The following is a 12,439-nucleotide window of genomic DNA, read 5'->3' as shown; positions in this document are numbered from 1 at the left end:
CATGTTACGCGATAAATTTATTCACTATTTTCAGCAATGGCGTGAACGCCAGTTAAGCCGTGGCGAACACTGGCTGACACAACACCTGGCGGGGCGTTCTCCGCGTGAAAAAGGCATGTTACTGGCAGCGGTAGTGTTCCTGTTTAGCGCCGGATATTACGTTCTCATCTGGCAGCCGTTGAGCGAACGGATTGAGCAACAGGAGACGATGTTGCAGCAGCTGGTGGCGATGAACGCGCGACTGAAGAGCTCCGCGCCGGATATTATTGCGGCGCGAAAATCCGCCACAACAACGCCTGCACAGGTATCGCGGGTTATCAGTGACAGTGCTTCCGCGCACTCGGTGGTCATCAAGCGGATAGCCGAGCGTGGGGAGAATATTCAAGTCTGGATAGAACCTGTGGTGTTTAATGACCTGCTGAATTGGTTAAACGCGCTGGATGAAAAGTATGCGCTGCGGGTGACACAAATTGATGTCAGTGCGGGTGAGAAGCCTGGGATGGTGAATGTGCAGCGACTGGAGTTTGGACGGGGGTAGGTATTGCCATCCCCTTAAACCCCACCTGATAACCTTAGCCCAAAGGTGAGTGCGGAACTGTCAAACCCGCTCACCGGGCTGAGTTCTGATGTAGTAAGAATTATCTCCCACCAGACCACCACGGAATGTTCGACAATACTGTAAGAATTCGTTTTTCAGTATGTAGCCTTCGTTAATCATCACCTTTTTCAGAATGTAAAGATGCTTAAGTGTTTTGACACATTATGATTATTAATAGTTGTAATAAATCATTGAGTAACAATTGATAGGTCAAAACATATAGGATAATTCTTGTGTGATCTGTATTTTGTGTAGCCTGGAAATTAGTAAAATTCCTGGAGATAATCAGAAAGGGAATTTTAAATAAACACAATAATTCCCCAGGAAACTATTCGTCGATTTTAAGAAATATCTGCTCAGGTATATCTACTGAGGGATAATGCTGGCTGTAACGCTGGTTAAAATAAATACACAAAATAATCAAGATGTATATTTTAATCGACAAAAATAATTGCTCGCGGAATTATTGGTGCGGCTTAAATAATATCGTTTAAATGTGATGTAAATCACAAATATGGCTGTAAAGAGGGTGCCGTAGATATAAATAAGAAGTACATGAGTGAATTTTAAATAGGGAAATAGTTTCTCGGTAAATAATTAATTGGTAATCAATCGCGTGCGTTCTGGTTTGAGACAGATTGTAGGTGTTGTTACGCATAAAATTCATAGAGGCATTATAATCAAGTAGTTAACAGTAATAGTAAAAAATAATTTCTCGCGAAATTAGCGACCAATTTTGAATAAGTGTGTTACGGAGCAATCCAGAACGCATGGGGCCTTATGTCTTTTTCAAGCCATATTGGTTAAGCAAAAAGGGGTAAAAATAATTTCCTGAGAAATTAACTCTACATTCTAAAAATGGCCAGTTTTCTGAAAGAACCAGAAGACCGAATGCATTCATGCCTGAAGAATGGATTAGAAGAAACGAGACGGAAATAGAACAGTTTATTCCTGTGGAAATAATTTCTGCTGAAATTGTTTACGGCTATTAAAAAGGCCGAACCGTCTGAACGAAATTTATCCAGTTACAAATAAGTATTACCTCCAGTGTATTGGTAGCTGTTAAGCCAAGGGCGGTAGCATACCTGAAGATATTAGGATCACATCATCAAATGGCAAGAAGTGGATTTGAAGTCCAGAAAGTCACCGTAGAGGCATTATTTCTACGAGAAATACGAACACGCTTTGGTAAGTTCCGTCTGGGATATCTGTGGGCGATTCTCGAGCCCTCTGCACATTTGCTGATACTGTTGGGCATTTTTGGTTACATTATGCACCGCACGATGCCAGACATCTCATTCCCGGTGTTTTTACTTAATGGCCTGATTCCCTTTTTTATCTTTAGCAGTATCAGCAATCGTTCTGTAGGTGCTATTGAAGCGAATCAGGGGCTGTTTAATTATCGACCAGTAAAACCCATCGATACGATCATTGCGCGCGCCCTGCTTGAGACGCTGATTTACGTTGCTGTTTATATTCTGCTTATGCTCATTGTCAGGATGGCAGGCGAATATTTCGAGATAACAAATTTTTTACAACTTGTGGCTACCTGGAGTCTGCTGATCATTCTTTCATGCAGCGTCGGCTTAATATTCATGGTCGTTGGTAAAACCTTCCCCGAAATGCAAAAGGTTCTGCCGATACTTCTTAAGCCCCTTTATTTCATCTCCTGCATCATGTTCCCTCTGCACTCAATTCCAAAGCAATACTGGTCGTATATACTCTGGAACCCATTAGTGCATGTCGTGGAGTTAAGCCGCGAGGCCGTCATGCCTGGCTATATCAGCGAAGGCGTGAGTCTGAACTACCTGGCAATGTTCACTCTGGTAACCCTGTTCATTGGTCTGGCGTTATACCGAACTCGTGAGGAGGCCATGCTGACATCATGATTAAGATTGAGAATTTGACGAAGTCATATCGCACGCCAACGGGTCGACATTATGTCTTTAAGGATTTAAACCTCGAAATCCCTTCAGGAAAAAGTGTTGCCTTTATTGGTCGCAACGGAGCGGGTAAATCAACGTTACTGAGAATGATTGGCGGCATTGACCGCCCCGACAGTGGAAAGATCATTACTAATAAAACAATATCATGGCCAGTTGGCCTCGCAGGTGGATTTCAGGGAAGTTTAACCGGACGCGAAAACGTAAAATTTGTTGCGCGGTTATACGCGAAGCAAGAAGAGCTGAAAGAGAAAATTGAGTTTGTCGAAGAATTTGCCGAGCTCGGTAAGTACTTCGATATGCCGATTAAAACTTACTCATCAGGTATGCGATCTCGTCTGGGCTTTGGTTTAAGCATGGCATTTAAGTTTGATTATTATATCGTCGATGAAGTAACCGCAGTCGGTGATGCCAGGTTTAAAGAAAAATGCGCTCAATTGTTTAAAGAAAGGCATAAAGAATCTAGCTTTTTAATGGTTTCACATAGTTTGAATTCATTGAAAGAGTTTTGTGATGTGGCGATTGTATTTAAGGATGATAATGTGGTTAGTTTTCATGAGGATGTTCAGGAAGGGGTGGCGGAGTATTTTAAAGTCTAAAAATGTAAAATATGTCAATTTGAAGTAATGATTGTTTATAACCATCGCTTATATATTTTCTACATGTTTTTTAATTGTTGTTTTTAATTTTGTAGTGCCGTATTAATTTTTATGGTGCTAATATTTTATCCTTCATTAAAAATATTAAAATTATTTGCCAATAAAACCTTGCAATATAACGCAGCGTTTGTGGCAATATATTGTAAATAATAAAATAATTCATGAAATGATACGATGTGTTATTAATGACAATGAAGGCTATTACATTTTACACTATCATTTTTATATATTCTGTACATAGAGTTTGCTATAATAAATTTCATATGAAAAATTTAACTTTAAATTCTGATAAAATTAATGGTTCGGGGATCCTTGAATCACCTTGTTACGCTAACAGCAAAATTGAGGGGCGTTTTTATATAGGCGCGTATACATTTATTTCTAACTTAAGTAAGATAAGAAATTGCTTTATTGGAAGATTTAGTCGTATTGATGAAAATTGTCTAATAGGGCTTAATAAAGAAAAAAAAGGATCATTCAGTAATCATTTCTTCAACTACGCTGAGAATGGCCCATTTATTAATGATGAATATTACCAATCCATCAAACCCAACCGTTTTTTTTACGAAAAAGATAAAATCACCTTAATTGGTAATGATGTATTGATTCACAAAGGTGTTACTGTATATTCTGGCGTGAGTATTGGAGACGGCTCTGTTATATATCCTAATTCAGTTGTCGAAGAAGATATTCCAGATTATGCTATTGTAGCTGGTATTCCTGCACAAGTAATAGGTTATAGATTTTCTGTTGAAAAAATTAATTTGCTTTTGAGTATTAAATGGTGGGATTTAGATTTATCATCATTGATGATGAATAAAAAAACAAATCTTATAAATAATTCCAATTTTATTCTCCAGATTGCGGAATCCAGATTGCCTGAAAAAAAATATGACTCTTATTATTTTAACGATTTTAATAAACAACTATCAGAAATTAAACGTGAAAATATAATTGTTGGACCTTCTCATGTTTATCTATGGCAAAAAGAAATTTCAAAAGGACATCTCTTTCCTCGTAATTATTTTTTGCTTGGTATCCCAGGAGCATCTTCATACAGTATAAATTTAAAAAAAACCATCATATGGCTGAGTAAAATATTTAGAATGGTTTATTTTTTTGTGCCTGATTTTCGAATAGGAAATGCAACATTAATTGATAATGAACAAGATGGAGTATTTATAGACCCTAATTTCATGAATGGTGATAATGATCGTCTTTGCTATCAGAAAGGAATTAAATGTCTTGATGAGTTGACTGACATCAATAACTTAAAATATATTTTTTGGTGTTTGTCTGGAAGGGAAATGCTAAATAAAAAAAGTAACAAATTTATATGTGAAGGGGAATACAAACATCCTATATGGAATTTAAATGAACTGAAGGAAAAATATAAAAGTCGAATGATCCCTGTTGAAGAATTAGGGATCGATATATTGCAGCATACTTTAAACGACGGCACAATTCACCCTAACGGTGAAGGTATATCTCTTTTACATACATATTTTAATAAACCGGTTACAAAGAAATGATTAAAAATATTTATATTTCATCTGACTTTTTGATGACAAAAGAAAAGGAGCAATTTTCCAACGTTAAATGGTTGTATGAAGTTTTAAAAAGACCGATTGAGCAGAGCTCAGGAAAAAAAGCAAGAATTTTTACATCCTCCCTCACTGCATTGGATAAATTTTCACGAATAGAATTTTTCAAAAAATCTAATGTTGAACTTAATATACATAAAACTCAATTCTATTATAATCACAAAGATATTATTAATGATTCCTTGGCGTATCTGCATGATTTTATAAGTCATGACGATCTTGTAATTGGGTACGAATTATCCGAGCAAACAAGAAGTATATTAACTAGAGCTAATATAAAATATGTCGACATATGGTTACATCCAGTTCGTTTCTTGGATGACGTATTATTTGGTTTTTCCTCGAATGATAGAAATGTTTTTAAAAAACTAGGAGATTTTTATTACCCAACAGAAACATATTGGCTATATGCAGACCGATTGAGAATATCAGCATTTAAAGGATGGAAAAGAATTATTGATAATATAAAAATAAAACCTAATAGTGCTCTTTTTATCGGTCAAACACTTGAAGATAAAGCTGTCTCTAAGAATGGTAAAATGCTAAATCTTTTAGATTTTAAAAAAGAGTTTGAGCAACTCGGCATCGAATATGGTAAAGTTTATTATAGTAGACATCCTTTTTTAAAAAATGAAGATAAGCATATTATAGACTATGTCGAATCATGTGGTTTTGCTTCTGTTATAAATGAACCTACTTATTATTTACTAAGTCATCCTAATATTTCAAAAGTAGTGACAATTTCCTCGTCCGTTGCAACAGAAGCTAAATATTTTGATAAGCAAATTGAGTTTTTATATCAACCGATTTTTAATGAAAGCAAGGAGTTCGGTGATAGAAATTATATTCCAATATTCCAAGATTTTATGACCTCGCATTTCTGGTCTATTATTTTATCTCCAATTACAGAAACTCGAGTTTGTCCAAAGATCGAATTTTTAAACAAAAAAGATAAAATTCGAGATATGCTTGGTTTTTATTGGGGGTATAAACAGATTGATAAAAATGAGTATATTAGAAACTGGTTATTGGCGGTTGATCGAAAAATGCAAAGCTTTATTGCAAATTCTTCAGATAAAACACCGGGAAATACTCAAAAAAAATTGCCTGAAACTCTTTTACCATTAACAAAAATAAATAATAAAAAAATGCGTTTTAAGCTAAAAGAAATAAAACGAAAAATTGATGGGGCAAAAGTCGTTTCGTTTGATATCTTTGATACACTATTAGTTCGCGATCTTGATACGCCTAGTGATTTATTTGATATAATGCACGATGATGCTTTATCGTTACTTGGTGATTCAGTAAAAAATTTTAAAGAAGAACGTCTTAATGCAAGGAAATTAGTTGTTGATCATGTTGGCGAAGAAATTACCATAGAGCAGAGATACGAAGCCTTATGTGAAAAATTGGGTGTAAAAAAATCGATAGCAAAAGAACTTACAAATTTAGAACTAAAATTTGAAATGATTTTCTGTCGTAAACGTGAAGTGGTCTATGAATTATATAATTATGCAAAACTAAAAGGTAAGAAAGTTATCATTACGTCAGACATTTTTTTTAGAAAAGAGTTTATTCAGAAGTTACTTAACAAAAATGGATATGATCATTGGGATAAGCTTTATCTTTCTTCCGAAGTTGGGTTATTGAAACATACTGGCAATTTGTTCGATTACATTAAGAAAGATCTTAATATATCTGCAGGCAATATTTTGCATATTGGCGATAACCAAAATGCCGATATAAAAATGGCAGTACATCACGGTATTGCTGCAGTGTATATGCCTCGTACAATTGACTGTCTTAAGGAAAAATCTTCTTTATTAACGCAAATTGATACTGGAGATAAAAAACTCAACGCTATTATAAAAGGAATTATTGGAAATAAATTCTGTGACAATCCATTTTTATTTAAAGAAAATACTCTGTTTTCAGGTGAACCATATAAATTAGGATATGGAGTGTTAGGATATGTATTTTTTGGATTTGCACAGTGGATTTATAGAAATAGTATTCAAGATAATATTAAAAGAATTTATTTTCTTTCTAGAGATGGTGATATAATTAAAAAAGTGTATGATGTTGTCGCTAAATTATATCCTAACGCACCAGAATCTTATTATCTTTTAGCGTCTCGTCGCAGTGTTAATGTGGCATCAATTAAAACGACTGAAGATATAAAGTCTCTGTTTGATGTTAATTTTTCCCCTGTTTCATTAAAGAAATTATTTTTAAATAGGCTTGGTTTTGATATTTCAAAGCATCACTCTGCAATTTCTGCATCAGGATTTACAGATATGGAACAATCTGTAAGTTATCGCTCAGATGATGATCGTGCTAAGTTAAATGCTTTAATTGATATTCTATCTGGTGATATATTGCTGCATACACAGCATGAACGAGATGAGTTAATTAATTACTATAGAAATGAAGGTCTTCTTAATAATGAAAATTATGCTATAGTTGATATTGGTCATAACGGAACAATGCAGCGTTCGTTGTTCAATTTGCTAGGAAAACAGTTGATTGGGTATTATTTTTGCACTTTTAGTGAAATAGATAAAAATATAACAAAAGATATTGGTTCTGCAAAGGGATATATACACGATAAATTAAATCCTAAGACATCAGCGCATTCTTATAGTAAGAATATTCTGATGTATGAAATGGCGTTTCTTAACAATCAGGGAAGCTTTGTTCGATTCCATCATGGAAAACCTGTTTATTTATCAGTGCGCGATGAAGGGAAACGAGTCAAATTTGCAAATGATTTGCATAAAGGAATTATTGATTTTAATATTGATCTTGTTAGTCGTTATGGCCATTTAATAGATGAAATAAAAGTTTCTCCAGCTTCAAGTATAAAAGTATATTCTTACTTCTTAAATCAACCAAATTATATTGATGCTAATGCTTTTATGGACATTAGCTTCGAGAACAGATATTCTTGTCGTGATATTCAATTTTTGCTAACAGATAAAAATGATTCTAGTTTATGGAAAAAAGGAGAGCAAGTAATTAAAAACCATAAAGACATTCTTCGTATGAGGGGGAGGTTGACGAGGGTTGTAAAGGTTATGACTCCCTTTATAACGTTGGCCAATAAAGCGAAACTTATAAATAATAAAAAATTTTCAAAGTTCAAATCAGAACCATATAAATTTATTTGTGATAGTAAGTCAACTCTTGCCAAGAGTATTTTGAATAAATATATATTAAAATAATGGTGTATTCCACCACATCTATTCTGGAAGTGGTGGAATATATATTAAAATGTATTGAGCTATTTATAAATAATATTTTATTGTATCTCTTTTGTTTAGGTAAAGAAAGTGCATTTTGTTTGAATTTGCAACAGTAATAATAAGTGGTTCGTGCACATTTGAAATTTTTGTGTTGTTTGTTTGCTGCGACTGTACCAAACATATAAAACGATTTTATGATTATACTTACATTACTTGATGTTAAAATATTATGGTTTCTATTTGCTCTTATTAAGCGTGCTTTTATGATTTTTCTTTTCCTCTAATTATGAAATAATTGAGTTTATCTATCATTCAGAGAACGTTAAAATAAAATATCATACGATTTCATTTACTGTATGAATATTTATCTAAACTATTTAAATAAAAATACGTTCTCGTATTTCCTTTATTCCCCCCATAATAAACCCCATTAACCTGTGTCTTAACCAATAAATACCCACGAAACTTCTTAAACAGTTTCATATCCGGTTTAAAATCGGCCTGCCAGAACTGGTGCAAATGCCCTTGATACGTCAAGCCCTTGATGTCGTACAGGGCATTGCCCATCACTTTGAGTGGTTTGTTATGAATCAGTGCAGAGATCCCCGCCGTACTGTTAATCGTCACCACCGCTTTTGCGTGGCGTAATAGTTCCGGCATCGGGAGATCGTGCACATAAATGACGTGCTCACCTAAGCCATATTCCTTACTCAACCGCTTAATTAATGGTCGATAGAGTCTGTGACCACGATCCATTGGATGGTGCTTGATCACCAAATAACTTTCTTTCGGTGCTTTACGTGAAAATGAGTACATGACTTCATTAATATAGTCACGCACATCGTTATAATTGCTGTGGTTACGAATCTGGCTATCGTTATACACCTGCAAAACGGCAAGATAATAACGTTGATCCAACTCGTTCATTAACCTCGGTAATACCTTACGCTGTGTTACCTTGTAAAGTTGCTTGCGCCAGTATGCACGAACCCAGCAACGAGCCTCATACCAGGGGGAAAACGATTTATGGTGGCGGTAGCGAGGGAACTCATGGCGGTAATGCCAGCCCATCAGGTAATACCACATCGCATGACCTATACGTTTCATCGTTGAAGGTTTTAAGTTCTCAACGTGCGGCGTAGGCATATCTGGTAACTTACGATAAAAATCCGGATCGCGCGGTAGCGATGAATATGCGTTCACTCCGCCTTCTTCAACGGTAATAAATTGCGGGCGTAAATATCCTTCCTCAAATGCCAGAAAGCGGATCCCTTTCGACTTTGCCCAGCGTTTTGCTTCTTTATGCAATGGGCGGCAGTCACCAAAGCAGAGGATGGTATCAAAGTCATATTGCCGGTGGAGATCCCTTAACCATCCGGGGAACTCTTTCGGCGTTTGGTAGTAAGCCAGGTATTGTCGATAGCGGCAGTAAAAACGATCCCCACCGTTGAATACAACATTCACAGCGTTACGTCCTAATGACTCTAACCATTCGGCGACGTCATTGAAAAAAGGTCCCATCGGCCCCTGCAATAGCAGATATTTTTTACCGGATAATAAAACGGTTAGTGCATTACCTTGCATAAATAATTTGCGTAATAGTCAACTATGAAATTGTTTAGCCAAATCTGACCTTGCAGAAAATAATTAATTTGCGGTAATAACGTATTACTCGCCCCGCTTTTTTTCTGGTAATAAACATCGGCTTGCGCGGCGTCTGGATCAAATATTCCGCCGCCTCTTCAACCGTAATAGGTTGTAGCCGTGTTGGGTGGATATAGGTTGGATAAACAATCAGCGCCTGATAGATCAAATCCGCTAACGTTAATTTTCGCTCGCGACGCGGGCAGCGATGTTCATCGACGGTTAAACCCCAACCGGCATAGAAGGGCAGGCCGTAACAATGTACGTGCTTGCCATGTAATAACGCTTCAAACCCGGACAATGATGTCATGGTGTGCACTTCATCTGTGCGCTGAATGCATTGAATAATATCGGCGTCCAGTGCCTGATAATCAGCTAGTTCAGCAGTCAGTTCTGCCGGAATATCGCCCTTGCGATTCCCCACCAGTACATCCGGGTGCGGTTTATAAACAATGTAGGCGTGCGGATTACGCTCGCGTACTGTGCGTAATAACTCAAGGTTGCTCTTAATCGAGACAGTGCCTGTTTTAATAGAGGCATCGTCCTCTACCTGACCCGGCACCAGGATAACTTTTTTATCTTTGGCTTCGGCTGGTAGAGAGAAATCGGCTCCCAGGTTGTACTTGCTCAGTTTACTTTCAACCAGTCGCTGGCGTAATTTTTCAGCTCGCATCTGCTGCGCCAGCGTTAGCTGGCTATGATTAAGCAGCACTTCTAGGTCGCTGGGGCGCGTGGCGTCATAGTAGATCCCGCGTTTATCCAGGACCAACGATAGCGGCGGCAACAGGTCAGAGCCAAGCCCGGATGAACGCAGAAAACCATCTTCCATTCGCCATAACGGCAGTAATTTTCGCTGCGCTTCGGCTCGCCATTGCTGCTCTCCCTTTATACCCCATACCACGCAAGCCGTCGCCGCAGTACAACGGCGTGAATAACTCAGCCTGTTTGTCGCGGTACGCAAGAAAGGTTTCAGAATCGCCGACTTCCACAGCGTTAAGCCTGGCGCCCATAAATAGCCATTACGCTGTTGCAGATGTCGACGCTGTAATTGCAGCCATTGCAGCACGGTAAACAGATCGCTTGCGGCCCCCGTTAGCGGGTCGATATAGCGACAGTAACGCAGGTATGCTGCGGCAAAAAGTTCTTCCAGCGTGGCAGAACCGCGTCGGGCAGATAACAAAGCGGACTGCGGATGGCGATCGTCGGTTAAGCCCCAGCCGGCATACCAGGGCTGACCGAAACATGTCACTGGCTTTCCTGCCAGTAAGGCTTCAAAGCCATATTGGGAGGTCACGACGTAAACCCGGGAAACGTGTCGCAACAGCGATTGCGGGCTGACATTCTCGGCAATCAAACGTACTTGTTGCGTGGCGCGCAGATCAGCGAAATAACCTGTTTTCTTTCCTTCCAGGACATCCGGATGCACCTTCACCCAAATTTCGGCTTGAGGATTTTCCGTAATCGCGGCTTCCAGCATGGCGGCAAACTCATTCTGACCCGCATTACCATACGTCACTGACATATCATTAAATGTCTGATCGACAACCAGAACGATGTCTGAACGTTCTGATTCATCCGCCACAAACGCAGGTGCCAGGTTATATTTCGACAAATCCCCGGTTACGATGGTGTGCATCGCTTCTCTGGCCTGGCTTATCAGAGCTGTATTTCCGGCTTTATCCTGTACCAGTTTCTCCAGTGCTGAAGGCTTGCTGGCATCGTAGTAAATGCCACAATCATCCACCACCAGAGAAAGCGGCGGCTCGCCATTGACGCCAAGATCCAGCGAACGCACAAATCCATCTTCCAGACGAATGACGGGTTTTCCCGCTGCTTTGGCGATGGCGACTGGTTTCGCCGCGCTGGGACGATGTCCCCACACGGCGATAGCATCAACTTCTTGCGGAACAGGGCGCAGCAGAGAAAGTTTCTGGCACGGTTGCGCCAGAAATTTCTCCAGATGCGGAATACGCCAGATGCCAGGCGAGTAAATGCCAATCATGCGTTTTCAGCCAGTTCCTGTGCCATCAGGGCGCGCACTTTTTCCAGGCATGCTGGGGTGTCGACGCCCGGACCGGTTGCGGCAACCTCAAATGTGCGGATGTTGATCCCCGCGCTCATCAACCGCAGCTGCTCCAGTGATTCCGCCTGCTCCAGCATGGACTCCGGTAACTGGCTGTAGTTTTGCAGCACATCGCGACGATAAGCGTAAATACCAACGTGTTTCAGGTAGCGCGCTTTTTCAGCATTACGCGGATACGGAATAGGCGAACGGCTGAAATAAAGCGCATCCTGGCGGGTATTTACCACCACTTTTACCGTGCTTGGCTCAGCCGCTTCTTCGGCAGAAATCGCGTGGCATAGCGTTGCCACTGGCAACGCGGGATCATCACGCATTCCTTGTAGCAGCGTTTCTACATCCCGCGGGCGAATCATTGGTTCGTCGCCCTGCAGGTTAATGTAGATATCTGCCTCGACTTTATGCATCACCTCGACCAGCCGATCGGTGCCGGATTCATGATCGTTGCGCGTCATGATGGCTTTCCCGCCAAATGCCTGCACGGCCTTTTCAACACGCTGATCGTCTGTTGCCACCCAAACTTCTGCGACGCCCGCCACCAGTAACGCACGCTCGTAAACATGCTGGATCATCGGTTTGCCGACAATATCGAGTAGCGGCTTACCCGGCAGACGCGATGAGCCATAACGAGCCGGGATGACAATAACAGCTTTGCTCATTTCAACT

Annotated in this window: 8 protein-coding genes; 5 read left to right on the top strand and 3 right to left on the bottom strand. The window is 39.2% G+C overall.

The features are described 5' to 3' along the window. Position 1: 1 nt before the first annotated feature. The 5 genes from yghD to QUE34_RS18345 all read left to right on the top strand — a co-directional run bounded on the left by yghD (position 2) and on the right by QUE34_RS18345 (position 8,028). Positions 2-538 carry a GspM family type II secretion system protein YghD gene (yghD, locus tag QUE34_RS18365; RefSeq protein WP_105268456.1) on the top strand — a complete coding sequence of 179 codons (537 nt, stop codon included), beginning with the start codon at positions 2-4 and terminating at the stop codon, positions 536-538. A 1,172-nt stretch (positions 539-1,710) separates the two neighbouring features. After that, positions 1,711-2,487, top strand: a complete 777-nt coding sequence (locus tag QUE34_RS18360; protein WP_123059890.1) for an ABC transporter permease — start codon at positions 1,711-1,713, stop codon at positions 2,485-2,487. Continuing rightward, positions 2,484-3,140 carry an ABC transporter ATP-binding protein gene (locus tag QUE34_RS18355; RefSeq protein WP_105268454.1) on the top strand — a complete coding sequence of 219 codons (657 nt, stop codon included), beginning with the start codon at positions 2,484-2,486 and terminating at the stop codon, positions 3,138-3,140. Before QUE34_RS18360 ends, QUE34_RS18355 begins: the two co-directional genes overlap by 4 nt. Before the next feature lie 323 nt (positions 3,141-3,463). Next, positions 3,464-4,732 carry a CatB-related O-acetyltransferase gene (locus QUE34_RS18350; protein WP_157945166.1) on the top strand — a complete coding sequence of 423 codons (1,269 nt, stop codon included), beginning with the start codon at positions 3,464-3,466 and terminating at the stop codon, positions 4,730-4,732. Further along, positions 4,729-8,028 carry an HAD family hydrolase gene (locus tag QUE34_RS18345; RefSeq protein WP_286338870.1) on the top strand — a complete coding sequence of 1,100 codons (3,300 nt, stop codon included), beginning with the start codon at positions 4,729-4,731 and terminating at the stop codon, positions 8,026-8,028. The genes QUE34_RS18350 and QUE34_RS18345 overlap by 4 nt, the downstream gene beginning before the upstream one ends. Before the next feature lie 366 nt (positions 8,029-8,394). On the opposite strand, the gene QUE34_RS18340 is transcribed toward QUE34_RS18345, so the two are convergent. Genes QUE34_RS18340 through kdsB form a run of 3 tightly spaced genes read right to left on the bottom strand, consistent with a single transcriptional unit; the run spans position 8,395 to position 12,432 of the window. Beyond that, a complete protein-coding gene (locus QUE34_RS18340; RefSeq protein WP_105268450.1) occupies positions 8,395-9,633 on the bottom strand; it encodes a capsule polysaccharide biogenesis protein in 1,239 nt (412 codons plus the stop codon). 34 nt (positions 9,634-9,667) lie between these two features. Then, on the bottom strand, positions 9,668-11,695 hold the full coding sequence (locus tag QUE34_RS18335) for a capsule polysaccharide biogenesis protein (RefSeq protein WP_105268449.1): 2,028 nt from the start codon (positions 11,693-11,695) through the stop codon (positions 9,668-9,670). Beyond that, entirely contained in the window at positions 11,692-12,432 is a 741-nt protein-coding gene (gene kdsB, locus QUE34_RS18330) for a 3-deoxy-manno-octulosonate cytidylyltransferase (RefSeq protein ID WP_000030742.1), read from the bottom strand. The genes QUE34_RS18335 and kdsB overlap by 4 nt, the downstream gene beginning before the upstream one ends. Between the last annotated feature and the right edge of the window lie 7 nt (positions 12,433-12,439).

Source organism: Escherichia sp. KS167_9B (assembly GCF_030295215.1).
GTDB classification, from domain to species: Bacteria; Pseudomonadota; Gammaproteobacteria; order Enterobacterales; family Enterobacteriaceae; genus Escherichia; species Escherichia coli_F.
This window is presented reverse-complemented; position numbering and strand designations above follow the sequence as displayed.

What these genes read in the sequence shown, in the direction of transcription:
- QUE34_RS18340 (WP_105268450.1), bottom strand. Translation starts at nt 9,633, where the DNA reads ATGCAAGGTAATGCACTAACCGTTTTATTATCCGGTAAAAAATATCTG.
- QUE34_RS18350 (WP_157945166.1), top strand. Translation starts at nt 3,464, where the DNA reads ATGAAAAATTTAACTTTAAATTCTGATAAAATTAATGGTTCGGGGATC.
- QUE34_RS18335 (WP_105268449.1), bottom strand. Translation starts at nt 11,695, where the DNA reads ATGATTGGCATTTACTCGCCTGGCATCTGGCGTATTCCGCATCTGGAG.
- QUE34_RS18355 (WP_105268454.1), top strand. Translation starts at nt 2,484, where the DNA reads ATGATTAAGATTGAGAATTTGACGAAGTCATATCGCACGCCAACGGGT.
- kdsB (WP_000030742.1), bottom strand. Translation starts at nt 12,432, where the DNA reads ATGAGCAAAGCTGTTATTGTCATCCCGGCTCGTTATGGCTCATCGCGT.
- QUE34_RS18345 (WP_286338870.1), top strand. Translation starts at nt 4,729, where the DNA reads ATGATTAAAAATATTTATATTTCATCTGACTTTTTGATGACAAAAGAA.
- QUE34_RS18360 (WP_123059890.1), top strand. Translation starts at nt 1,711, where the DNA reads ATGGCAAGAAGTGGATTTGAAGTCCAGAAAGTCACCGTAGAGGCATTA.
- yghD (WP_105268456.1), top strand. Translation starts at nt 2, where the DNA reads ATGTTACGCGATAAATTTATTCACTATTTTCAGCAATGGCGTGAACGC.